Raw genomic sequence first — 22,161 nt, 5'->3', positions numbered from 1 at the left:
ATCGCCATCGAGGCGGCGTCGGCGACCAGGCCGACCATGCCGAGGCCACCCTCGATCCAGTTGCCGTCCTTGATGCCGTTGAACGTGTCCATCGCGGACTCGGCGATGGAGATGCCGGTGGCCCAGCCGTTGTCACCGGTGCCCGCGTTGAAGAAACCCGACGGCTCAGCAGGTGCCTGGGCCACCAGCGGGTTGGGTGACGACATCAGGCTCCGCCCTGGAGGGTCCGCACGATGGAGTCTTCCACCGCCTGGTAGTGCTTCGCGGTCTCGTCGATGCGCTTGGCGGTCGCGTCCATCGCCTCGGCGACGCCCTTCAACGCGTCCATGCCCCACTGCTCGACGGGGTCCAGCAGCATCCGGAACGGCTGGCAGATGATGCCGTACGCGTCAGTCGGCATCGACACGGTGTTCGCCGCGTCGACGGCTCCCTGCAGCCTCCCCTGGAGGCCCTGCAGCGCCTTGACGTGCGCTTCCAGGACGTCGGACGTGACGTTGAAACCACCGGAAGTCATCGAACCCCCTCAAGTTCGAGCAGCGGACAGGATCAGGAGAGCACGGACTCCCCGCCGAAGTCGTCGTCGTCCGAAGGCGGACGGCGGCGCGGCGGCGGTGGTGGCGGGGTGGGACGGGACGGCGGTGCGTCGTCCTCCACGCGGAAGCTCAGCTCGTTGCGGTGCTGCGGCGCGGCCGGCGGGTCCTCCGCGGGCGGTGCCGGGAAGTTCTTCTTGGCCTCGTTGAACAGGACGTTGGCGGTCTCGTCCTGGGTGCCGATCGTCTCGGCCATCGCGGCCTGCAGCAGCTCCGGGATGCGGGACTGCGCGCGCTGCAGCAGCTTCATGATCTCGCCGCTGACCTCGGCCATGCGGCGGCCGGCGGCGGACTCGTTGATCACCAGGTGCTGCAGGATGCCGTTGGACCCGATGGTGAGCTCCACCGCGCCGTCGGAGGACCGCTCGGAGATCGTCATCCCCTGCACGCGCGTCGCCATCTCCTGGTAGCGGGCTGCGCGCTCCTGGACGTTCTTCTCCCAGCCCGCGAGCATCTGCTCCGACCCGGCGATGTCCTCTGGCACCGTGGTTCCCCTCCTACTGCGGTGGCGGACTGACAGGATGACGCAGCCGGGGGTGGTCCCGTTCCACGAGTGGAGCAAATCGGCTGCGCAGACCAATGGCGTTCCACTGGACGGACCAGTGGAACGCCATCAGGGGCCGACGTGCGTCAGCCGACCTTGATCAGGTCGACGACGAAGATCAGCGTCTCGTTGGGCTTGATCACGCCACCGGCGCCGCGGGCGCCGTAGCCCAGGTGCGGCGGGATGACGAGCTTGCGGCGGCCACCGACCTTCATGCCGGCGACGCCCTGGTCCCAGCCCTGGATGACGCGGCCGCCACCGAGCGGGAACATGAACGGCTCACCGCGGTCCCAGGACGCGTCGAACTGCTCGCCCGTCGAGTGCGAGACGCCGACGTAGTGGACGACGACGCGCTGACCGGGCGTGGCCTCCTCGCCGTCACCGACGGTGATGTCCTGGATGAGCAGGTCGGCCGGCGCCGGGCCGTCGTGCGGGTCGACCTCGGGCTTCGTGGGGGCCATCACAACTTCCTCTCGGAACGGGGTTGTTCGCGCCCGATCCAATCACGCGTGTGGTCGGACGGCCGAATGGCCTACGCGGACCGGCCCTTGCCCGTCTCGTAAAACCCTGTTGATCCTTGAAGAACTCCCGGCTCTGCACCGGGAGCACAACAGAAGAAGGAGATGATCATGGCGGCAACCCTGCACCGCCTCCGGTCATGGCTGGGCGCGGCACTGGTGGCGGCGACGCTGCCGATGGCGGCGATCAGCGCGGCCGAAGCAGCTCCGACCCCTCCGGTGACCGACGGCGAGCTCGGCGCGCAGATCGTCGGCGGCACGCGCGCCAGCACGTCCACCTACCCCTTCGTCGTGTACCTGGCCACCAGCAGCGGTTTCCAGTACTGCGGCGGCACCCTGGTCGCGCCCAACAAGGTCGTCACCGCGGCGCACTGCACCGAGGGCGACTCGGCCTCGGCGGTGCGGGTGGTGGCCGGCCGCGACGACAAGAACTCCACCGCGGGCACCGTCGCCCGCGTCACGCGCATCTGGATCCACCCCAGCTACACCGACGTGACCCGCGGCTACGACGTCTCGGTGCTCACGCTCGACCGCAACCTCAGCCAGACCCCGATCAAGTTCGCCACCTCCGCCGACAGCGCCCTGTACGCGGCCGGCACCAGCTCCACGATCCTCGGCTGGGGCACCACCTCCAGCGGCGGTTCGGCCTCGCGCTACCTGCTCAAGGCCACCGTGCCGCTGACCAGCAGCTCCAGCTGCAGCAGCTCGTACGGCAGCGACTTCAACGCCACGCACATGGTCTGCGCCGGGTACGCGCAGGGCGGCACGGACACCTGCCAGGGCGACTCCGGTGGCCCGCTGGTGGCGGGCGGCAAGCTGATCGGCATCACGTCGTGGGGTGAGGGCTGCGCGTCCGCGGGCTACCCCGGCGTGTACGCGCGCGTCTCCACCTACGCCACGCAGATCCAGCAGCAGATCAACTCCTAGCTCACCCCGAGAACGCCGGAAGGGGTTGCCGCGACGGCGGAGCAACCCCTTCCGGCCCTCGTTCCGTCCTGGTGGCATGAACGGCAGAAAGCTGTTGGCCGGCGCCGCCGTCGTGGCCGTGACCGGGGTCTGTGCGAGCTCCGCCGTGCGGGACGAGACCTTCCCCGCGCCGATCGTCGACCACGGCCCGGTGCGCCTGGTCGCGTACGACTCCTGCGAGGGCGCGGTGGAGGAGCTGCGCTCCGCCATGGCCCCCTACGTCACGGCGTTCGGGCTGGGCGGGAGGCGGAACTTCCCGCTGACCGCCGCCGAGGGCATGGCCGCGGACTCCTCGGCCGGTGTCGCGCAACGCGAGGCCGTGCCGAAGGCCGCCACACCGCCCGCCGAGCAGCAGGGCCACTCCACGACGAACGTCCACGAGAAGGGCGTCGACGAGCCGGACCTCGTGAAGACGGACGGAAGGCGCGTCATCTCCATCGCCGACGGCAAGCTGCGCGTCGTCGACGTCGCGAGCCGCTCCCCGTCCGGCACGCTCGACCTCGGCGACCGGCACGCCACGCAGCTGCTGGTGTCCGGCGACCGCGCTTTGCTGGTGGTGCAGAACCCGGTTCCCATCCACGACGCCGGCTTCGCACCCGACGCCCGCCCGTACCCGCCCGGGGCGCTGGAGGGCAGCGAGATCGTGCTCGTGGACCTCAAGGCGCTCAAGGAGATCGGCAGCCTCAAGACCGACGGCGGCTACCTCGACGCCCGCCAGGTCGGCGGCACCGCCCGCGTCGTCGTCCGCTCCTCGCCGCGCCTGCCGTGGGTCTACCCGGACCAGACGACGAACGACGCGGGTGCGTTGCGGCGCAACCGGGAGATCCTGCAGAACGAGCCGATCACGTCCTGGCTGCCGCGCTATGAGCTCGTCCAGGACGGTGCGAAGACCAGCGGCACCCTGGTCGACTGCGCGAACGTCAGCCACCCCGCGGTGCACGCGGCGTCGTCGATGCTGACCGTGCTGACGTTCGAGCTGTCCGGGCGGTTGGGCACCGGTCAGCCGGTGTCGATCGTGGCCGACGGCGACACCGTCTACGGCACCGACCGCACCCTCTACATCGCCGACGACCACCGGCTGCTGCCCGAGCTGCCGGACCGGCCGGGCGTCCCGCGCCCGGTAACCACGGCGATCCACCAGTTCGACATCGGCCAGGCGGGCCCGCCGAAGCACGTCGCGTCCGGTGAGGTCCCCGGCACGCTGCTGAACCAGTACTCGCTGTCCGAGCACGAGGGCGTGCTGCGCGTCGCGACGACCTCGGGCACCACGTCGCGGTGCTGCTGGCGGGCAGGCGACGCCGGGAGCCCGCAGCCCCCGCCCACCCAGAGCGCCGTCACGACGCTGCGCCGCGACGGCGACAAGCTGGCCCAGGTCGGCCGGGTCGACGGGCTCGGCAAGGGCGAACGCATCTACAGCGTCCGCTTCATCGGCCGCACCGGCTACGTCGTCACGTTCCGCCAGACCGACCCGCTCTACACGCTCGACCTCAGCGACCCGGTGCGGCCCAGGGTGACCGGCGAGCTGAAGATCACCGGGTTCTCCGCCTACCTGCACCCCGCGGGCGACGGCAGGCTGATCGGCGTCGGCCAGGAGGCGACCGAGCAGGGCCGCACGACCGGCACCCAGGTGTCGCTGTTCGACGTCCGCAACCCCGCGGCACCGCAGCGGCTCGCCCAGTTCCACCTGCCGGACTCCAGCTCCGAGGCGCAGTACGACCCGCACGCGTTCCTGTTCTGGCCGCAGGACGGCACGCTCGTGGTCCCGGTGACGACCTACAGGTCGGCCCAGAACGCCACCTCCGTCGTGCTCAGGGTCGACGGCGACCAGCTGCGCGACACCGGCCGCATCACCGAACCGCAGACGCAGCAGTACGGCGGAGCGCGGCGCACCATCGTGATCGGCGACCAGCTGTGGTCGGTGTCGGCCGCGGGCGTGCAGGTCGTCGCGCGCAACGGGCTCGCGCAGCAGGCCTGGCTGCCGTTCTGACCGTTCCGAGCGAGCGCCCTAGGCGACGTACCCCGGTCCCGCCGGTCCGACCGGTCCGGCGGGCCGCACCGCCTGCTCACCCGACAGCAGCCGGTGCGACAGCACGGTCCCACCGGCCATCGCCGCCGGGATCACGACGAGCGCGGCCAGCGGGATCAGGCACAGCAGGTAGGTGGGCACCGCGAAGCCGAGCACGAGCGAACGGCGGGTGGCGAGCAGCTTGCGGCGCTGCTTGAACGTCCGGCCGCGGCGCGTGAACGGGATGCCGGTGAGCTCGATGCCCAGCAGGTAGCCGTTGATGCACACGGCGAGCACCGGGATCAGCGTCTGCCCGACGATCGGGATGAACCCGCCGAGGAACAGCGGGACCGCGAACAGGACCGAGGTGCCGACCAGCAGCAGCGTGCCGCGCAACCCGACCACGAACCCGCGCCAGAACCCGACCTGCTCCGCCTCGGGCACCCCGCCGAGCTCGTCCTCGACCTCCTCGGCGATGTACTCGTAGAACGGGCCGCCGATCATCAACGTGATGGCCGTGAACAGCAGCACGCTCAACCCGAGCGTCACCACGACGACGGAGATCCCGACGGCGACCTCGACGATGCTGCGCGAGGTCTCGCTCCACGAGTCCGCGAACCCGGTGAGCCACCCGGCGACCGAGTCGATGTTGGTGAACAGCAGGGTCCAGCCGGTGATCATCAGCACCGCGGTGAGCACCGCGGGCAGCGCCCCGACCAGCACCCGCTTGGGCGAGCTGAACACCAGCCGGAAGCCGCGCAGGAGCAGTCCGAAACCGGCACCGAAGTCCTTGATCACGCGCACGAGGGTAGTCGGCCCGCCCCGGCGGGAGGCGCCGGATGCGGGACGAAGGGTGCGTTCGGGACCTTTTCGAGACCGCGGGGCCGCTCAGGCCGACGCGATGCAGGCGGTCCCGATCCGGCGGAACCCGACCCGCTCGTACACGCGGGCGACCTCCTCGCCGGCCGCAGACAGGAACACCAGGCCGGCACCCCTGTCCAGGGCGTCGCGTGCGAGCGCCGCCGTGACCGCACCGCCGAGACCGCGGCGCCGTGCCGCGGGCAGCGTGCCGACCCCGACGACCTCCACCACGTCACCGGCCCGTTGCGCGGTGCCGACCGCGAGCACGCCCTCACCCGGCAGGTCGGCCACGGCGTGCCGGTGCCGGGTGTCCGCCGAGGTGGTTCCCGCCTCCGCCAGCGCCGCGTCCCGTTCGGCCGCACCGGTCTCGCCCGCGGCGGTGCCCGGTGAGGAGAACGCCAGCGCCGCCACCGCGGTGACCTCGGCCGGTCGTGTGCCCAGGACGCGGACGTGCGGGTGCGGCTCCGGCAGGCGGGCCGGGTCGAGCACCAGCAGCGGCGCCCGCAGCACGTCCATCCCCGCCTCCCGCGCCACGGCGAGCAGGTCCGGTGTCGTCTCGTGCACCCACTCCAGCGCTTCCGGCACGCCCAGCGACCGCTGGCGCTCCCGCACCGCGAGCACGTCGGCCACCGACGGGCGCCCGCCGGGGAACCGCGGCCGCGCGTAGTACGGGTAGCCGTCGCCTGCCTGGAGGAACAGCGTCAGCTCGCCGTGTTCCTCAACGCGAGATCCCGGTCGGGCCACAGAGTCGTAAAATCGTTCAAGAACGTCCCACACGGCTGATCACGCTAGCTACCTTTGGCGGTATGACGCACCGCTTTTCCCGTCTTGCCACCGCGGTCCTCGCTCTGCTGCTGGTGCTGACGGCGTGCGGTGACGACCGGCAGGACCGGTTCGCGAGCCCCGGCGCGCCGAAGACCTCGCCCAGCGGCAAGTTCGTCGCGCACGCCGAGAGCGCGAGCGAGGTGCGGGTGACCGACCGCAACGGCGGTGACGTGTTCCGCAAGTCCTACGAGTACGCCACCAGCCACCGGGCCGACGGCATCGGCGTGGTGTGGCTGTCGTCGGCGGACCAGCTGTGGGTGGTGGTGCCCAACGACGGCACCGAGCGCATCGAGGCCGGCCCGGACGGCGAGTGGCGTGCGACGAAGGCCGAGCTACCCCGGGAGATCTCGCGGCTCGGGTGAGGCCTTCTCCGGGTCCTCGCCCTGCTCGATGCGGCGGCCGCGTTCCAGCTCCGCGTCGAACTCGGCGCCCAGCAGCACCGCGATGTTCGAGATCCACAGCCACACCAGGAAGACGATCACGCCACCGAGCGAGCCGTAGGTCTTGTTGTAGGACGCGAAGTTCGCCACGTAGATCGCGAAACCGACGGTCGCGAGCGCCCACAGCACGATCGCGAGCAGGCTGCCCGGCGTGACCCAGCGGAAGCCCGGCTGCCGCACGTTCGGCGCCGCCCAGTAGAGCACCGCGAACGCGAGGCTCACCAGCAGCAGGATCACCGGCCACTTCACGACGTCCCACACGGTGACGACCGCGTCGCCCAGACCCAGCCAGTCGCCGACGGTGTCCGCGACCCCGCCGGTCAGCACCAGCGCGCCGAGGGTGAGCGAGATCAGCACGACCGAGCCGAGGGTGAGCCCGAGCCGCAACGGCACGAGCTTCCAGAACGGCCGGCCCTCCTGCACGTCGTACATGGCGTTGCAGGCCCGCATGAACGCACCGAGGTACCCCGACGCCGTCCACAGCGCCGTCAGCAGGGCGACGATGCCGAGCACGCTGGCGGCGTTCTGGCTGTTCTGCAGCTCCTGGATCGACGACTTGATCAGGTCGCCGGCCTCGCCGGGCGCCACCTCGTCGACGTACTTCAGCAGCTCCTGCGTCGTCGTCTCACCGAGCAGCGCGAGCACCGACGTGAGGACGATCAGACCGGGGAACAGCGACAGCACCGCGTAGTAGGTGAGCGCTGCCGCCCAGTCGGTCAGGTTGTCGTCGTTGAACTCTTTGACCGTGCGTTTGAGAACGCCCCACCAAGCGCCCTTGGGCAGCTTGGCGGGGCTCTCCGGCGCTTTACCTGCGGGCACGGCGCCGCCAGCTCAACGATCGCGTACCCGTGCCGACACCGGCGAGGTGCAGCGCCACCAGCAACAGGCCGAGCGTCACCAGCGTGTTCAGCGTGACGACGCTGCCGAGCGAGATCTTCGCGAGATCGAACAGCAGGGCGAGGCCGAACGCCACTGCGGCGGCTATTGCCAGCATGTGATCCTCCACCTCATGGGTCGATGTGAGCTGCGGATACCCACTCGACCGGTGGTGAACCACACCGTTCGGAGCAATGGTCGTGCCATGATCCGCACATGGATGTCCAGCGCTGGCACGCGGCAGCGGTTCCGTGGTGGGTGACCAAGGCAGGGCTGGTCGGCGGCTGGGTGCTCGCGTTCGTCGTCTCCGGTGCGGCGGGGGAGGCTCCGTGCACGACGGCGCGGCCCTGCCTGCCCGACCCGCTGTTCGCGCTCGCCGTGGTGCCGTTGCTGGCGGCACCGCTGCTGTTGCTGTTCGGCCGCGTGCTCACCGGGTGCGCGATGGGCGTGCTGTTCGGCGTCATGGAGCTCGCGCTCGACAACGACCCGACGGCGAACATCGCGTTCGGGCTGCACGCGGCGGCCTGCGCGGTCGTCGCGGCGTTGACGGTCCGGTCACGTGCGGACCAGCGCCAGGCGGCGGGCCCGGTGGTGGTGATCCTGCCGGACATGCCGCCACCGCGCGGGGTGCTGCGCATCGTCGCCGTTCTGCTGGTGCTGTTCGGTTTCCTCACGTTCGTGCAGTACGACCTGAGCTCCGACGAGGTCGCCGGGCACGTCGCGCAGGCCAGCCGGGTCGACGCCGAGGTGGTCGAGGTCAAGGACGCCTACCAGGTGTGGGTGGAGCTGCCGGAGGGGCAGCGGACGGCGTTCGAACCGCTCGCCCCCGACAGCTACCAGGTGGGCGACAAGGTGCCGGTGCTCGCGGACGGCCCGTGGGTGCGGATGGTCGCCGAGCCGGAGGACGTCACCTGGTGGCTCACGCTCGGCGGTGCCGCGGTGTTCTTCGCAATCATGCTCGCAGCGCGGGAACGGCGCCGCCGCTCGCTGTGGACCGGCCCGGTCACGGCGGTGCGGGTGCAGGCGCACCCGCTGACCGTGCGCCGGATTCTGTTGCGGTACAACAGGGAAGACGTCGCCACCGTCGCGGTGATGACCGATCTCGGGCTGGACGAGCCGCTGTACCACGACACCGAGGAGTTCGGCGCGGTGTGGCGGGGCGAGGAGCCGCCGCCGGCGCAGCACGAGCCGGCGGAGGTCGTGATCGCGGGCGAGTGGCACCACGGCGGGCAGGTCGCGGTCGTGGTCGAGGGCGAGGTCGTGGCGACCACCACGCTGACCCGCGTGCGGCCGCGGCACATCGTCCACAGTGCACACCTGCCCGGCGAACCGGTCACCGGGACCGCGCCGGTCGAGCTGCCGCACGCCATCTGGCCGGGTGACCGCAGACTGGTCGAGGGCGTGGTGCTGGCGCTGGCCGCCGTGGGGGCACTGGTCGCGGTGCACCACTACCCGGACTGGGTCGTGCTCGGGCTGCTGGGCATGCAGTGCGCGGTGTCGGCGGTGACGCGGTTCCAGCCGTTGCTGCGCCTGGACGCCGGCGCGGTCGTGCTCCACACCGGGATCTGGAGCTACCGCGTGCCGTGGCAGCAGCTGCACGGCGTGCGCCGGTCAGGCCCGCAGCTGATGCTCGCGTTCGGCCCGACCGGCGACGTGATCACGACACCGCAGCTGCCCGACCCCGAGGCGGGCGAGAAGGTGATGGGGGCGCGGTCGCGCGCGTTGATCGCCTTCCACCGGCACGAGAACGTGACGCGCAAGCTGAACGCGTCGCTGTTCGTCGGCCTCGGCTACATCGGGTTGTTCTTCTTCGTCTGACTCAACGCAGTCGTGCGACGGCCTTGAGCAGACGGTCCACATCGGACTCGTCGTTGTACGGGCCGATGCCCGCGCGCACAGCGCCCTTGTCGCCGAGGCCGAGCCACCGCGAGCACTCCAGCGCGTAGAAGTGGCCGGCCGGCGCGTTGACGCCCTCGGCGCCGAGCCTGCGGTACACCTCGGCGGGCTCCAGGCCGTCGACCGAGAACAGCACCGTCGGAGTGCGGTTCGCCGCCTTGCTGTAGACACGGGCGCCGAGCTCCAGCAGCCCGTTCTCCAACTGGTCGCGCAGCTTCAGCTCGTGCTCCTCCAAGCCGTCGAGGGTGCGCATGAACTCCACGGCGGCGGTCGTGCCGGCCAGCAGTTCGTAGGGGAGCGTGCCGAGCTCGAACCGTTCCGGCACGGTGTTCGTCGAGGGCAGCAGCTTGTCCGGCCGCAGCGTCTCCAGCAGCTCCGGTGCCGCCGCGAGCACCCCCAGGTGCGGGCCGAGGAACTTGTAGGGCGAGCACACGAAGAAGTCGGCGTCGAGCTCCTCGACGTCCACCGGCACGTGCGGGGTGTAGTGCACGCCGTCGACGAAGACGAACGCGGCCATCTCGTGCGCGGCGTTCGCGATGGCCTGGATGTCGGGCCGGGTGCCGAGCAGGTTCGACGCCGCCGTGACCGCCACGACCCGCGTGCGGTCCGACAGCAGGTTCGTCACCGCCTCCACCGGCAGCTCACCGGTGGCCCGGTCGAACGGCGCCCACCGCACCGTGGCCCGTGCCGCCTCGGCCGCCTGCACCCACGGCCGGATGTTCGCGTCGTGGTCCATCCTGGTCACGACGATCTCGTCGCCCGGCCGCCAGTTCTTCGCGAGCGTGCGGGCCAGGTCGTAGGTCAGCTGGGTCATGCTGCGGCCGAACACGATGCTGCCGGCGTTGAGGAACTCGGCCATCGTGCGGCGCGCCGTCCGCACGACCTCCTCGGCCCTGCGCTCGGCCGCCGTGACCGAACCCCGGTTCGACACGGCGCTGAGCAGCGTGTCGCGGACGGCGTCGGCGACGACGTCCGGCACCTGCGACCCGCCGGGGCCGTCGAAGTGCGCGGCGCCCTCCCGCAGGGCCGGGAAGTGGGAGCGGACTCGGGCGACGTCGTAAGCCATGCCCTCATGGTGCGGCAGCACCCAGGAAACGGGAAAGGATCAACCGGAGGGTCGTCACCTGTTCGGCCGGGTCGAAGTCCGGGTCGACGAGCCGCGTGTAGAGGACGTCGACCAGGCCCTGCGCCCAGCTCGCGGCGGTCCGCGCGCTCACCGGCAGCACCACCTGGCCCTCGTCGTGGGCCCGTTGCAGCAGCGCGGCGAGCTCGTCGCGCACCACCACCTCGTTGCGGCTGATCAGCGCGGACAGCTCCGGGTCGCGGCTCGCCTGCGCCACGACCTCCAGCACCAGACCGGCCACCACACGGTCCATGGCCGGTGCGGCGAGGTGCTCGACGACCAGCTGCACGCCCTCCCACGGCGTGAGCGCGCGCGCCTGTGCGAACACCTCGGCGTTGTCCTGGCCGTCCTGCTCGAAGATCTCCTCGAAGATCGCGCGCTTGGTGGGGAAGTAGTGGAACAGGCTGCCCGTGCTGATGCCCGCCCGCCGGCAGATGTCCGCGACGGTCGTGCGTTCGAAGCCCTTCTCGGCGAACAGGCCGGCCGCGGTGTCGGTGATGTGCCGTTTCTTCCGCGCGTGCTTCGCCGGGTCTACGGTGCGCACCGGTAGTACTGCCTCTTCTTCTTGTCCTTGACGCAGACGCCGCGTTTGCGGACCTCCCGCGCCAGCTCGGCGGCCTCGCCGTGCTCGTACCGCGTGATCGCCTTCTTGCGTGCGGCCAGCAGCGCGTTCACGTCCGGCGGCAGGCCGGGCGTGTCCTCCACCCACAGCCGGAAGTCGTCGGCGAACGGGTCGGCGTCGCGCCACCGGTAGCCCTGGCCGGTGAACGCCTGTTCCAGCCTGCTCGCGGAGATGTCCGTGCTCTCCCGGGCCAGCTCGGCGCCGTTCGTTCCCAGCAGCACCAGCTGCCTGCCCTCGCTGAACGCGGACTCGACCTCGGCGCGGGTGAACTCGAAGCTCCTGTCGTCCCTGTGGAGCGCGACCCGGTCGTGCCCGACGTCCACGGACAGCATGTCCGCGGCCCAGATCAGCGCGAACACGAACCCAAGCCCCGCGCCGACCACGGGCGCACCGATCGTCACCCACGGCTCGGGAAGCTCCGTGACCAGCCTGAACACCCCTTGGAAGGGGAACCAGCTCAGGCCGGCCACCCAGTTCGCCGCCAGCTTCAGCCCCCAGACCGCGGCGGCACCGATGGCCGGGCACAGCACCCACATGCCGTACCGGACCGCCGCGGTCTCCTGCACCGTCGTCATGCGCCAATACTATATCGAGCGCTCGGTTTATGAATGTCGGTGGTGCTTTCAGGGCGGTGGTTGTCCGCAAGCGGTCTTAGCGTCCGGGCATGGACTGGAACAAGGAGCTGACCGACCAGCTCGACTGGCACTGGCGCCACCAGCTGCGCGCACGGCTCGACGGGCTGACCGACGACGAGTACTTCTGGGAGCCCGTGCCCGGCGCGTGGACGGTGCACCGCGACGGGTCGATCGACTGGGAGCACCCGGTGCCGGAACCCGCGCCGGTCACGACGATCGCGTGGCGGATGGCGCACGTCGTCGTCGGAGTGCTCAACGCCCGTTCGGCGGCGCACTTCGGCGGACCGCCGGCCGACTACCTGACCTGGTCGTACGCGACGACCGCCGACGAGGCGCTGCGGCAGCTCGACGAGGCCTTCGCGCGGTGGCAGGCGGGGGCGGCGAAGGCGGACCTGACGGTGCCGTGCGGTCCGGCGGAGCCGTTCCCGGACCTGCCGTTCGGTGCGCTCGTGCTGCACATCAACCGCGAGTTCATCCACCACGCCGCGGAGATCGCGCTGCTGCGCGACCTGTACCTCCGCCGGTAGTCACCACAAGGTGCCTACTTACTAATAGTTTGCGCTAACTGCATGATGATCCCCGTCGAGAGCATTGAAGGGGAGAACATGCGAGTCATCACGCAGAAGACCGTCGGCGACGCGTCCGTGCTGGAGGTCGCTGAGGTGCCGCGCCCGGTGCCCGGTCCGGGTCAGGTGCTGGTCCAGGTGGGTGCGGCGGGCGTCAACCCGGTCGACACCTACGTCCGCGCCGGCGGGTTCCCCGCGCTCGGGGAGCCGCCGTTCACGCTCGGGTGGGACGTCGCGGGGACGGTCGTGGAGCTGGGGGACGGCGCCGAGGGGTTCGCGGTCGGGGACGACGTGTTCGGGCTGCTGCCGTTCCCCGGCGCCGGCGGCGGGTACGCCGAGCACGTCGTGGCCGACGCCGCCGACCTGGCGCCGCGGCCGTCGTGGCTGACCGTCGGACAGGCGGGCGCGGTGCCGATGGTGGCGCTGACGGCGTGGCAGGCACTGGTCGGACGAGGCGGTCTGTCGGCTGGTCAGACCGTTCTGGTCCACGCGGCCGCGGGCGGCGTCGGGCACGTGGCGGTCCAGCTCGCCAAGGCGCGCGGCGCGCACGTGATCGGCACGGCGTCGACGGCCAAGCACGACTTCCTGCGTTCGCTCGGCGTGGACGAGGTCATCGACTACCGGCACGAGGACTTCACCGCGATCGACCCGGTCGACGTGGTGTTCGACACGATCGGCGGCGAGTACGCCGAGCGGTCCGCCTCCGTGCTGAAGCCCGGCGGGGTGCTGGTGTCGATCATCCCGGGCAACCCGGGGTTCTCCGCCGAGCGCGCGGCCGAGCTCGGAGTGCGGTTCGAGCTGTTCGAGAGCGTGTCGGCGTCGGGTGCCGACCTCGCGGCACTGCCCCCGCTGCGGGTCCGGCTCGAGCACGTCGTACCGCTCGCGGAGGCCGCGAAGGCGCACGAACTGGTCGAGTCGAAGCGCACCACCGGCAAGGTCGTCCTGGTGCCGTGACACTGCGTTTACCGTCCGTTGACCCACAGCCCTGATCGTGTGCACAACATCCACACGATCGGGGAGTGCGAATGGCACGGTGGAGTCCGCTTGCGTTAGTCATCGGCTTGTTGGCGGCGGTCGGCCTGTACGGGGCGACTGCCGCGACCGCGGCAGCACCGCTCACCGTCGCGCAGGCGATCAGCCAGCAGAACGGGTCGTCCGCGACGGTCAGGGGATACGTCGTCGGCCAGCCCACCGCGACCACCACCGTCGTCCGCTCCGGGTTCCCCAGCGACTACGCGCTCGCACTGGCCGACACGGCGGCCGAGACCGGCACGTCGCGCATGGTCTACGTGCAGGTCCCGTCGTCGTTCCGGTCCGCGTGGGGCCTGAAGACGACCCCGTCGCTCATGGGCCGGCTCGTCGACGTGACGGGCTCGTTGAGCGCGTACTTCTCGCACGCCGGCCTGACCTCGTCCACGGCGTTCGCGTTCGCCGGCACCACGACACCGCCGCCGACCTCGACGACAACGACGACTTCGCCGCCGCCAAGCGGTGACTACTACGCCGCGGCCGCGGGCAAGACGGGCCCGGCGCTGAAGTCGGCGTTGAACGGCATCATCCGCAACCAGACCAAGCTCAGCTACGACCAGGTCTGGGACGCGCTGAAGGTCACCGACGAGGACCCGGCCAACCCCGCGAACGTCGTCCTGCTCTACAGCGGCCGCTCGCAGTCCAAGAGCTCCAACGGCGGCAACGCCGACGACTGGAACCGCGAGCACGTCTGGGCCAAGTCGCACGGCGACTTCGGCACCGCCACCGGCCCCGGCACGGACGTCCACCACCTGCGGCCGGAGGACGTGTCCGTCAACGCCGACCGCGGCAACAAGGACTTCGACAACGGCGGCACCGCCCGTTCCGAGGCACCCGGCAACTACGGCGACGCCGACTCGTGGGAGCCCCGCAACGCCGTGAAGGGCGACGTTGCGCGCATGCTGTTCTACATGGCCGTGCGCTACGAGGGCACCGACGGCTTCCCCGACCTGGAGATGAGGGACGCGGTCAACAACGGCACGCAGCCCTACCACGGCAAGCTGTCGGTCCTGCTGCAGTGGCACCGGCAGGACCCGCCGGACGCGTTCGAGCAGCGCCGCAACCAGCTGATCTACGACCGCTTCCAGCACAACCGCAACCCGTTCATCGACCACCCGGAGTGGGTCGCCGCTATCTGGAGCTGAGCCGTTCGAGGAAGGGGCGCTGCGCGGAGACGATCTTCGCGCTCGCCTCGTCCAGGCCGAACCACTCGACCCGGTCCACCTCGGGGAACGTCCTGCGCTGCCCCGACCTGGGCGGCCACTCCAGCTCGAACGTCCCCGGTGTGACCTGCGCGGGGTCGAGGTCACCCTCCAGCGCCCACACCGTGATCACCTTGCCGGACCCCTTGACCTCCCCGAGCGGGACCAGCTCCCCCTCGGGCACCGGCAGCCCGAGCTCCTCGGTGAACTCGCGCCGCGCCGCCGCCTCCGGCGTCTCGTCCTCGGTGTACTCGCCCTTCGGCACGGACCACGCGCCCGCGTCCTTGCGCGCCCAGAACGGGCCGCCCATGTGCCCGAGCAGGACTTCCAGCTGCGACGTTCTCCTGAACAGGAGGATTCCGGCGGACCGTTTCACACTGTCCAGCATGGCGGACTGGGTTTTGCACGTGGACCTCGACCAGTTCATCGCGGCGGTGGAGGTCCTGCGCGACCCGTCGCTGCGCGGCACACCCGTGGTGGTCGGCGGCAACGGCGACCCGGCCGAACGCGCCGTCGTGGCCACCGCGTCCTACGAAGCGCGCGCGTTCGGCGTGCACTCCGGCATGCCGCTGCGAACAGCGTTCAAGAAGCTCCCCGACGCCGTGTTCCTCCCCGTCGACCACGCCCTGTACGAGTCGGCGTCCGCGGACGTCATGGCGGTGCTGCGCTCGTTCCCCGTGGTCGTCGAGGTGGTGGGCTGGGACGAGGCGTTCGTCGGCGCCTCGGTCACCGACCCCTTCGAGCTGGCCCGGTCCCTGCAGGCGGCGGTGCTGTCCGCGACCGGCCTGCACTGCTCGGTCGGCATCGGCGACAACAAGCTGCGCGCCAAGCTCGCGACCGACTTCGGCAAACCGGCCGGCGTCTTCCAGCTCGTCCAGGCGAACTGGGCCGAGGTCATGGGCCACCGCCCCACGTCCGCGCTGTGGGGCATCGGCGCGAAAACCGCCCGCAAACTCGCCGAACTGGGCCTGACGACCGTCACCGACCTCGCGACCGCCGACCCCGGCGCACTGGCCGCCCGCTTCGGCCCGCGCATGGGCCCGTACTTCCGCACGATCGCACTCGGCGCCGGCGACACCGTGGTCAGCGCAACGCCGTGGGTGGTGAAGTCCCGCTCGCACGAGAAGACGTTCCAACAGGACCTGACGTCGTTGGACGACATCCGTCGCGAGGTCGTGGCGCTGGCCCACGAGGTGGCCACGGACGTGGTCGCCGAAGGCCGCCCAGCCGTGCGCATCGGCGTGAAGGTGCGCTTCGCACCGTTCTTCACCAACGTCCGCTCGATGAAACTGCCCGCGCCGACGTCCTCCGCTCACGACCTGGCCGACGCCGCCCTGACCGTCCTCGCCCGCTTCGACCACAACGGCCCGGTACGCCTCCTGGGCGTTCGCGCAGAATTCTCTGCCGATGAGGTCGAACCAACGCCTTCTTCTTCGACGTATGAGTAAGTAGAAGATTTACCCGCAAGGAGAAGAAGATGACCGCCACACTGACCCACCGCGATCGCGCCGTTCTGCGCGCCGTCGCCGCCGGCCGCTGCCAGCTCTCCGGCACCGCACTCCTCGTCGACGGCCTCGGCTGCACCGACCAGTTCATCGGCACCCGCCTGACCACCGCGGGCCTGATCAGCGCCACCCCCGGCCCCGCCGCACTGACCACGGCCGGCCAGGCCGCACTCGCTGCCTGACCCATCCGGCTTCTGCGTCAGGCAGTGGTTGTCGAACCGATAGTGCCTTTCTGGGGTGCGGAACTGTTCGGCTGCTTTCCGGATCTTCTCCGCTGTTGCTTTCTCGCCCTCGGTTTCGATGACGCGCCCGTCTGGTGTTCCGCTGGAATGTGGATCGTGATTTCCTCCTGCGCAGACGACAAGCGAGCGTTTCGCCGCGTGCGCGGCCCACGCACCGCGACCGCCGTCTCGAACGGCGTGGTGACCCCGGCCGTTCAGCCGCCAGGTCAGTCGCGTCCCCGCTGCCGTGACGACCAGATCGCGATCCGCTCCAGCCGCGCGCCGCATCTCCAGGCTGTCCACGCCACGACCTCATGGACCACCTCAAATCCATATGGGCCACCTCAAATCCATTGGCCCCGATAAGGACCATTGATCCCATGACCCCGCTCACCCGCGTCCTGCGCACCCTCGGCGGCCCCGCGGTGCTCGACGCCCTGACCCGCCTCCCCGGCAGCGAACTCACCACCGCCCTCCTCGCTCTGATGCACCGCCGCGCGGACGCGCTCTCCCCAGCCGACGTCCTGCGCCGCTACCGCACAGACCGCTTCGTGGCGCCTTACGCCGTGCCTTTCGCTGCCCTTCGCGCTCTTGAGGACCGCCTGCTCGCGGCGCTTCCGCCGTCGTTCTCGGTGGTCGGCCTCGCGCCGGTCGTGCCGCTCGGAACCTGCTCGGCGGTCGCGGCGGTGGACCAGAACAACGTCCTCTCGACGGTGCGCGGCACCGAAGTGGCCGCCGACCCGACCAACGCGCTCGCCCTGGAAGCGGCGGTGCGCCGCACCGAGCTCTCCAGACCCCACGGGGACGTCGTTCGGCTGGCGGCCGTGCAACGCGTCGTGCGCGCCCAACAGTTCGAAGGCGCCGGACGCTTCGCGCACTTCACGCTGTTCGGCGCGGTGACGGCCGGCCGCGACCGCGGCTCCCTCGCCTTCGAACGCGACGCCTTCGCCGAGCACGTCGCGTTCCTGCGGCAGGCGTGCGGCGACGTCGAGGTGCGGGTGAGCGTGCTGGACCCGCGCTTCGAGGCACTGCGCGGCGACCTGCCCGCGGACCCGTCACGCACCCCCGGCTACTACCAGGGCCTGTGCTTCAAGGTCTACCTGCACGGCGAGGAGATCGGCGACGGCGGCTTCGTCGACTGGACCCAGCGCCTGCTCGGCAACCGCAAGGAACGGCTGCTGATCAGCGGCGTGGGCGTGGACCGGCTCGCGATGCTCCACGGCTCGGCGGACTGAGCCGTCGTCGGCCCGTCCAAGCCCCGCGGGGTCCATCGGACGGCCCGCCACCCGCGCGTCGCTCGGCATCGACCGGTCGGCCTGGCGGGCGTCCGGCGCGTTCGAGCATCGGGTAGGCCGGTGACCGTCGCAAGCCCGTGGGTAACGCAAATGAAGCTGTCGCTGCCGCCCCTCCCGCGTTCCTTGTCTGCGGGGCGGTGGAGGGTGTGGGTTTCGGACATCTGACAGACGACGGTCTGAGGAAATCAGGACAAGCTTCACTCGACCGGGTGGTCGGCGGCGGGCTGGCGGGCGGCGTAGCGGTGGGTCAGCTCCTGTTCGCGGTCGGTGGGCCAAGGGCAGCGGACGTCGCCCTGGGTGGCGGCGAAGAAGAGTTCCATGTGCACGTGCCAGGCGGCGAGTGCTTCGGGACCGTGGGCGTTCTCTTGGGTGAGGGTGACCGTGGTGCCTTGCAGGTGTTCATGGGTGAACTCCCAGCGGACGACGCCCTGCGGCGTGCCGTCGTGGAGCCACTCGTACTCCAGGAGGTGCGGGGGCTCGGCGCGGGTCACGCGGCCGGGAGTGATGCCGTGGTGCGCGGCGCGGGGCGGGACCGTGACGGTGGTGCCCTCGGTGAGGACGGACCAGACGTCGTGCAGCGGGATCCAGACGAGGTCGCGGACGAAGACGATGCCGGCCGGGGTGTCGGTGCCCTCGTCGAGGCCGAACTCGGCGATGTGGTGCTCGATGCGGGCGAGGTGGTCGGTCGGGGGCTTGAACTCCGTGCCGTCTGCGTGGGCGACCAGGGCGTCGAGGCAGGTGGTCCAGCCGGGGGCGTCGCGGCCCGCGGACAGCTTCGAGGTGATGACCGCGGTGAAGACCAGCAGGCAGCCGTCGGGGGTGGGCAGGAGCTCGAAGCGCAGCACGTCGTTGTGCCAGCGGAACGCGAAGACCTTCGGCGGGTCGGACTCGAGCAGTTCGCCCTCGCCGCCGTCGGCGTCGACCGGGGCGGCGTCCGGGAACGTGAAGCGCATCGCGCGGCCGTCGAGGGTGACCTCGGCGGGGAACCAGTGCTTCATCTCGGCCGGTTCGGTGACGACCCGCCAGACCTTCTCCGGCGAGTGCCGCAGCCGGCGCTCGAAGCGCAGGACGGGCTTGCCCTCGATCATCCGCAGTTCGGCGTCCACGGCTCAGTCCCCTTCGATCTCGTCGAGCCGGCGTTCCAGCGCGTCCAGGCTCTCCTCCCACATCGCGCGGTAGGGCGCGAGCCAGGCCTCCACCTCCGCCAGCGGGCGCGGGTTGACCCGGTACCAGCGGCGTTGGGCGTCGGTGCGCACCTCGACCAGACCGGCCTCCCGCAACACCTTCAGGTGCTTCGAGACGGTCGGCTGGGTCAGCGTCAACCGGTCGACGAGGTCGCCGACCGGCCGCTCGCGTTCACGCAGCAGGTCGAGGATCTCCCGGCGACTCGGATCCGCCAGCACGGCGAAGGTAGATGCCATGCCAGCAATATAGCCTATGAGGCATATTTGTGGTCAGTCAGCCAAGCGGATGGCCACCTCCGTCGTCCACTTCGTCGGGTCGGGTTGCACAGCGGGGTCGGTGAAGCACGTCTCCAGGCGCGCACCCCAGCGGTCGCCGTCGCGGTCGAACGGCAGGACCCGCGCGAGCAGCCGCCCGGTCACCTCCGCGAGGCCGTCCGGGTGGCCCTCGTACGCCTCCACGGCGTACCGGCCGGCGGGCAGCGTCGAGCAGAACACGTCGCCGTTCGCGGGCACCTCGGCGATGGTGGGGATGGCGGCCTCCACCTCGAACTCGTTGCCCGTCACGCGTGAGTACCGGAAGAACGGAGCTCCGAGGATCGGTAACTCGCGGTCGGCCAGCCACTGCATGACGTCCGCGAAGCGGTCGGCGACCTTGCCGAACGTCTCCTGCGTCACCGTGTCCTTGATCGCCGCGTAGGGCTGCTCTTCCCGGGTTTCGATGTCCATGGGTCCAAACTAGCCAGGACCCCTGACAAAAAATCTGCGATCTGCTGGAGCCCGCGCGGTTACCGTGGCGGTCATGCACCGCGTCCTCGACGTCGCCAGCTCCCCGGTGCGCGACCTCCTCGCGCTGACGTCCCGCCCCGAGGTGATCTCCTTCGCCGGTGGGCTTCCCGCTCCGGAACTGTTCGACCTGGACGGTCTGCGCGCCGCCTACGACGAGGCGTTGCGGGACCGCTCGGTGCTGCAATACGCGCCGACAGAAGGAAATTCCACGCTGCGCGGCCTCGTCGCCGAACGGTTGACGGCGCGCGGACTGCCCACATCGGACGTCCTCGTCACCACCGGCTCGCAGCAGGCGCTCACGCTGGTCGCGACGGCACTGCTGGAGCCCGGCGCCGTCGTCGCGGTGGAGGAACCGACGTATTTGGCTGCGTTGCAATGCTTCCAGCTGGCGGGAGCCCGCATCGTCCCGGTCGCGAGCGACGCCGAGGGCCTGGACCCGGCTTCGTTGCGTGAAGTCGTGGCCGCGCACCGTCCCTCGCTGCTCTACCTGGTCCCGACGTTCGCGAATCCGACCGGCTGCACGCTGTCCGCCGCTCGCCGCGCCGAGGTCGCCGAGATCGCCGCCGCGCACGACCTCTGGGTCGTCGAGGACGACCCGTACGGCGAGCTGCGGTACCGCGGCGACGCCGTCGCCCCGCTCGCATCCATCAGCGATCGAACGATCTACCTGGGCAGCTTCTCGAAGATCGGCGCGCCCGGCATGCGGCTCGGCTGGCTGCGCGCTCCGGGCGACCTGCTGCGGACGCTGGTGGTGGTGAAGCAGGCAGCGGACCTGCACACGTCCACTGTGGACCAGACGGCAGCGGCGATCTACCTGGCGCGCAACGATCTCGACGCGCACGTCAAGATGTTGTGCGCGGAGTATCGGCGGCGGCGCGACACGATGATCGACGCGTTGCCCGCGACCGTTCCGGACGGCACTACGTGGAGCGACCCGGACGGCGGAATGTTCGTGTGGCTGCGGCTGCCGGGCGAGGTCGACAGCGCGGTGCTGTTGAAGGAGGCGCTGGAGCACGACGTGGCGTTCGTTCCGGGAGCGCCGTTCTTCGCGACGACACCGGACCACGCGACGTTCCGGATGTCCTTCACCACCAACACTCCCGAGGAGATCGCGGAGGGAATGTCACGGCTCGCCGGGGTGCTGCGGTGAGCCTGCTCGACGACGAGGCGCTGTGGCGCTCGTCGGTCGTGGCGAACTGCGCCATGAACCGCGAGCGCGGCCTCGCCGGGTACCGCCGCGAGCTCGGCCTGGACCTGCGGCTGCCGTCCGGCACGAGGTGGGTCGACCTCTGTTGCGGCTCCGGAAAAGCGCTCGCGGAGGCCGCACGCGCCGACGTGGCGATCACCGGCGTGGACCTGGTCGACCACCACGTGCCGGAACGCCCGGGGCTGCGGTTCGCGGTGGCGCCGGTCGACGAGTGGGAACCCGCGGCGGCCGTCGACCTCGTCACGTGCGTGCACGGGTTGCACTACGTGGGCGACAAGCTCGCCGTGTTGACCCGCGCCGTGTCGTGGCTGGCGCCCGGTGGCCGGTTCGTGGCGAACTTCGACGTCGCCAGCGTGCGTCGCGCCGATGGCAGCCCGTACGGCCGTGTGCTCACCAAGGCGTTGCGCGCGGCCGGATTCCGCTACGACACGCGGAAACGCCTGATCAGCTTCGCCGGTGAGGGGCGGCCGGCGTTGCCGTTCCGCTACCTGGGCGCGGACGACCGGGCCGGCCCGAACTACACGGGCCAGCCCGCCGTGCACTCCTGCTACGACCTGCTCAGCTGAACAGTTCGAGCGCGTCCTGGTGGTGCTCGCAGCGACCGCCGCCGGTCGCGATCGCGCAGGGCACGCCGCGCTTGGTGAGGGCGCCGCACTGCAACGCCGGGTCGTGGACGTGGCACAACCCGCTCGCCCCCGCGGTGATCGGGCACGACGTGCCCTTCTTGGTGGGCGCGCCGCACGGGTTCTCGCTCGGCTTCTGCGGTTGCCGGGGTTTGGCCGCCTTCTTCGGCTTCGCCGCGGGCTGCGTGATCTCGCGGCCCGTCACCTCCTCGACGCCGCGCACGGCCAGGCGGTCGGCGCGCTCGTTCTCGGGGTGGCCGGCGTGGCCCTTGACCCAGTGCCACTCGACGTCGTGCTGGTTCGCCGCTGCTTCGAGGCGGCGCCACAGGTCGGAGTTCTTGACCGGCTCGCGGGACTTCGTGAGCCAGCCGTTCGCCTTCCAGCCGTGCACCCAGGACGTGATCCCGTTGCGCACGTAGGTGCTGTCCGTGTAGAGCCGCACAGTTGAGCGCCGGGTCAGGCCCTCCAACGCCATGATCGGGGCCATGAGCTCCATGCGGTTGTTCGTCGTCGGGCCGATGTCACCGCCGTAGATGTCCTTCTCGTGCGTGCCGTAGCGCAGCACCGCACCCCAGCCGCCCGGTCCCGGGTTGGGGCTGCACGCACCGTCGGTGTAGATCTCGACCTCCATGCCCGATGAGG

Annotated in this window: 27 protein-coding genes and 2 pseudogenes; 13 read left to right on the top strand and 16 right to left on the bottom strand. The window is 70.8% G+C overall.

What is annotated here, in order from left to right:
• The 4 genes from ACZ7CD_RS38095 to ACZ7CD_RS38080 form a co-directional block, all read right to left on the bottom strand.
• On the bottom strand, positions 1–206 hold a 206-nt coding region (locus tag ACZ7CD_RS38095), incomplete at its 3' end, for a hypothetical protein (protein ID WP_470380788.1).
• Complete coding sequence (locus ACZ7CD_RS38090; RefSeq protein WP_360397741.1) at positions 206–514, bottom strand: type VII secretion target; 309 nt, start codon at positions 512–514, stop codon at positions 206–208. The genes ACZ7CD_RS38090 and ACZ7CD_RS38095, both read right to left, overlap by 1 nt.
• Before the next feature lie 32 nt (positions 515–546).
• On the bottom strand, positions 547–1,074 hold the full coding sequence (locus tag ACZ7CD_RS38085) for a YbaB/EbfC family nucleoid-associated protein (RefSeq protein ID WP_458430843.1): 528 nt from the start codon (positions 1,072–1,074) through the stop codon (positions 547–549).
• A 146-nt stretch (positions 1,075–1,220) separates the two neighbouring features.
• Positions 1,221–1,595: an FKBP-type peptidyl-prolyl cis-trans isomerase gene (locus ACZ7CD_RS38080; RefSeq protein ID WP_360397745.1), complete on the bottom strand. Its 375-nt coding sequence runs from the start codon at positions 1,593–1,595 to the stop codon at positions 1,221–1,223.
• 168 nt (positions 1,596–1,763) lie between these two features.
• Between ACZ7CD_RS38080 and ACZ7CD_RS38075 the strand changes: the two genes are divergently transcribed.
• Both ACZ7CD_RS38075 and ACZ7CD_RS38070 read left to right on the top strand, forming a co-directional pair.
• The gene (locus ACZ7CD_RS38075; RefSeq protein ID WP_360397747.1) at positions 1,764–2,579 is read left to right on the top strand and encodes a S1 family peptidase; all 816 of its coding nucleotides are present in this window, start codon (positions 1,764–1,766) and stop codon (positions 2,577–2,579) included.
• Positions 2,580–2,655: 76 nt separating this feature from the next.
• Positions 2,656–4,605, top strand: coding sequence for a beta-propeller domain-containing protein (locus ACZ7CD_RS38070; RefSeq protein WP_470380787.1), 1,950 nt, complete (start codon positions 2,656–2,658; stop codon positions 4,603–4,605).
• 18 nt (positions 4,606–4,623) lie between these two features.
• Here the strand turns inward: ACZ7CD_RS38070 and ACZ7CD_RS38065 are convergent, their stop codons facing one another.
• On the bottom strand, positions 4,624–5,421 hold the full coding sequence (locus ACZ7CD_RS38065) for an EI24 domain-containing protein (protein WP_470380786.1): 798 nt from the start codon (positions 5,419–5,421) through the stop codon (positions 4,624–4,626).
• 90 nt (positions 5,422–5,511) lie between these two features.
• Complete coding sequence (locus ACZ7CD_RS38060) at positions 5,512–6,228, bottom strand: GNAT family N-acetyltransferase (RefSeq protein WP_470380785.1); 717 nt, start codon at positions 6,226–6,228, stop codon at positions 5,512–5,514.
• A 62-nt stretch (positions 6,229–6,290) separates the two neighbouring features.
• Between ACZ7CD_RS38060 and ACZ7CD_RS38055 the strand changes: the two genes are divergently transcribed.
• Positions 6,291–6,671: a hypothetical protein gene (locus ACZ7CD_RS38055; protein ID WP_360397755.1), complete on the top strand. Its 381-nt coding sequence runs from the start codon at positions 6,291–6,293 to the stop codon at positions 6,669–6,671.
• Here ACZ7CD_RS38055 and ACZ7CD_RS38050 read toward each other — a convergent pair.
• Both ACZ7CD_RS38050 and ACZ7CD_RS38045 read right to left on the bottom strand, forming a co-directional pair.
• Positions 6,642–7,568, bottom strand: a complete 927-nt coding sequence (locus ACZ7CD_RS38050; RefSeq protein WP_458430847.1) for a YihY/virulence factor BrkB family protein — start codon at positions 7,566–7,568, stop codon at positions 6,642–6,644. The two genes, ACZ7CD_RS38055 and ACZ7CD_RS38050, sit on opposite strands and share 30 nt — an antisense overlap.
• Positions 7,555–7,743 (bottom strand): hypothetical protein, encoded by a 189-nt coding sequence (locus tag ACZ7CD_RS38045; protein WP_360397759.1) that lies wholly within the window; start codon positions 7,741–7,743, stop codon positions 7,555–7,557. The genes ACZ7CD_RS38050 and ACZ7CD_RS38045 overlap by 14 nt, the downstream gene beginning before the upstream one ends.
• 98 nt (positions 7,744–7,841) lie before the next feature.
• On the opposite strand from ACZ7CD_RS38045, the gene ACZ7CD_RS38040 reads away from it, so the two are divergent.
• Positions 7,842–9,443: a hypothetical protein gene (locus ACZ7CD_RS38040; RefSeq protein WP_470372471.1), complete on the top strand. Its 1,602-nt coding sequence runs from the start codon at positions 7,842–7,844 to the stop codon at positions 9,441–9,443.
• A 1-nt stretch (position 9,444) separates the two neighbouring features.
• Here the strand turns inward: ACZ7CD_RS38040 and ACZ7CD_RS38035 are convergent, their stop codons facing one another.
• Genes ACZ7CD_RS38035 through ACZ7CD_RS38025 form a run of 3 tightly spaced genes read right to left on the bottom strand, consistent with a single transcriptional unit; the run spans position 9,445 to position 11,841 of the window.
• Entirely contained in the window at positions 9,445–10,587 is a 1,143-nt protein-coding gene (locus ACZ7CD_RS38035) for a cysteine desulfurase-like protein (protein ID WP_360397763.1), read from the bottom strand.
• A 4-nt stretch (positions 10,588–10,591) separates the two neighbouring features.
• Positions 10,592–11,188, bottom strand: a complete 597-nt coding sequence (locus ACZ7CD_RS38030; protein ID WP_360397765.1) for a TetR/AcrR family transcriptional regulator — start codon at positions 11,186–11,188, stop codon at positions 10,592–10,594.
• The gene (locus ACZ7CD_RS38025; RefSeq protein ID WP_470372470.1) at positions 11,176–11,841 is read right to left on the bottom strand and encodes a YqeB family protein; all 666 of its coding nucleotides are present in this window, start codon (positions 11,839–11,841) and stop codon (positions 11,176–11,178) included. The genes ACZ7CD_RS38030 and ACZ7CD_RS38025 overlap by 13 nt, the downstream gene beginning before the upstream one ends.
• Positions 11,842–11,930: 89 nt before the next feature.
• On the opposite strand from ACZ7CD_RS38025, the gene ACZ7CD_RS38020 reads away from it, so the two are divergent.
• The 4 genes and pseudogenes from ACZ7CD_RS38020 (at position 11,931) to ACZ7CD_RS38005 (ending at position 14,641) form a co-directional block, all read left to right on the top strand.
• Positions 11,931–12,428, top strand: a complete 498-nt coding sequence (locus ACZ7CD_RS38020; protein WP_458430851.1) for a DinB family protein — start codon at positions 11,931–11,933, stop codon at positions 12,426–12,428.
• Between the two features lie 78 nt (positions 12,429–12,506).
• Positions 12,507–13,421 (top strand): NADP-dependent oxidoreductase, encoded by a 915-nt coding sequence (locus tag ACZ7CD_RS38015; protein WP_470380784.1) that lies wholly within the window; start codon positions 12,507–12,509, stop codon positions 13,419–13,421.
• 71 nt (positions 13,422–13,492) lie between these two features.
• A pseudogene (locus ACZ7CD_RS38010) lies at positions 13,493–13,885 on the top strand (DUF6359 domain-containing protein); the annotation flags it as partial.
• Positions 13,871–14,641 carry an endonuclease I family protein gene (locus ACZ7CD_RS38005; protein WP_470372475.1) on the top strand — a complete coding sequence of 257 codons (771 nt, stop codon included), beginning with the start codon at positions 13,871–13,873 and terminating at the stop codon, positions 14,639–14,641. The pseudogene ACZ7CD_RS38010 and the gene ACZ7CD_RS38005, both read left to right, overlap by 15 nt.
• On the opposite strand, the gene ACZ7CD_RS38000 is transcribed toward ACZ7CD_RS38005, so the two are convergent.
• A complete protein-coding gene (locus tag ACZ7CD_RS38000; RefSeq protein WP_360397773.1) occupies positions 14,628–15,086 on the bottom strand; it encodes an NUDIX hydrolase in 459 nt (152 codons plus the stop codon). The two genes, ACZ7CD_RS38005 and ACZ7CD_RS38000, sit on opposite strands and share 14 nt — an antisense overlap.
• Between ACZ7CD_RS38000 and ACZ7CD_RS37995 the strand changes: the two genes are divergently transcribed.
• The 3 genes from ACZ7CD_RS37995 (at position 15,085) to ACZ7CD_RS37985 (ending at position 17,659) form a co-directional block, all read left to right on the top strand.
• Positions 15,085–16,146 carry a DNA polymerase IV gene (locus ACZ7CD_RS37995; protein ID WP_470380783.1) on the top strand — a complete coding sequence of 354 codons (1,062 nt, stop codon included), beginning with the start codon at positions 15,085–15,087 and terminating at the stop codon, positions 16,144–16,146. The genes ACZ7CD_RS38000 and ACZ7CD_RS37995 overlap by 2 nt on opposite strands.
• A 29-nt stretch (positions 16,147–16,175) precedes the next feature.
• Positions 16,176–16,385: a hypothetical protein gene (locus ACZ7CD_RS37990; RefSeq protein ID WP_470380782.1), complete on the top strand. Its 210-nt coding sequence runs from the start codon at positions 16,176–16,178 to the stop codon at positions 16,383–16,385.
• 419 nt (positions 16,386–16,804) lie between these two features.
• The gene (locus tag ACZ7CD_RS37985) at positions 16,805–17,659 is read left to right on the top strand and encodes a hypothetical protein (RefSeq protein WP_470380781.1); all 855 of its coding nucleotides are present in this window, start codon (positions 16,805–16,807) and stop codon (positions 17,657–17,659) included.
• Positions 17,660–17,916: 257 nt separating this feature from the next.
• On the opposite strand, the gene ACZ7CD_RS37980 is transcribed toward ACZ7CD_RS37985, so the two are convergent.
• The 3 genes from ACZ7CD_RS37980 to ACZ7CD_RS37970 are packed head-to-tail and all read right to left on the bottom strand — an operon-like array spanning position 17,917 to position 19,629.
• The gene (locus ACZ7CD_RS37980; protein WP_470380780.1) at positions 17,917–18,825 is read right to left on the bottom strand and encodes an SRPBCC family protein; all 909 of its coding nucleotides are present in this window, start codon (positions 18,823–18,825) and stop codon (positions 17,917–17,919) included.
• A gap of 3 nt (positions 18,826–18,828) precedes the next feature.
• Positions 18,829–19,140 (bottom strand): ArsR/SmtB family transcription factor, encoded by a 312-nt coding sequence (locus tag ACZ7CD_RS37975; protein WP_458430857.1) that lies wholly within the window; start codon positions 19,138–19,140, stop codon positions 18,829–18,831.
• Between the two features lie 33 nt (positions 19,141–19,173).
• Positions 19,174–19,629, bottom strand: a complete 456-nt coding sequence (locus tag ACZ7CD_RS37970) for a GyrI-like domain-containing protein (RefSeq protein WP_470380779.1) — start codon at positions 19,627–19,629, stop codon at positions 19,174–19,176.
• A 73-nt stretch (positions 19,630–19,702) separates the two neighbouring features.
• On the opposite strand from ACZ7CD_RS37970, the gene ACZ7CD_RS37965 reads away from it, so the two are divergent.
• Both ACZ7CD_RS37965 and ACZ7CD_RS37960 read left to right on the top strand, forming a co-directional pair.
• Positions 19,703–20,839 carry an aminotransferase-like domain-containing protein gene (locus ACZ7CD_RS37965; RefSeq protein WP_470380778.1) on the top strand — a complete coding sequence of 379 codons (1,137 nt, stop codon included), beginning with the start codon at positions 19,703–19,705 and terminating at the stop codon, positions 20,837–20,839.
• Positions 20,836–21,462 (top strand): class I SAM-dependent methyltransferase, encoded by a 627-nt coding sequence (locus ACZ7CD_RS37960; protein WP_470380777.1) that lies wholly within the window; start codon positions 20,836–20,838, stop codon positions 21,460–21,462. The genes ACZ7CD_RS37965 and ACZ7CD_RS37960 overlap by 4 nt, the downstream gene beginning before the upstream one ends.
• A gap of 250 nt (positions 21,463–21,712) precedes the next feature.
• Here ACZ7CD_RS37960 and rnhA read toward each other — a convergent pair.
• A pseudogene (gene rnhA / locus ACZ7CD_RS37955) lies at positions 21,713–22,150 on the bottom strand (ribonuclease HI); the annotation flags it as partial.
• Between the last annotated feature and the right edge of the window lie 11 nt (positions 22,151–22,161).

The sequence above is a fragment of the Lentzea sp. NPDC036949 genome, from assembly GCF_055608075.1.
This window is presented reverse-complemented; position numbering and strand designations above follow the sequence as displayed.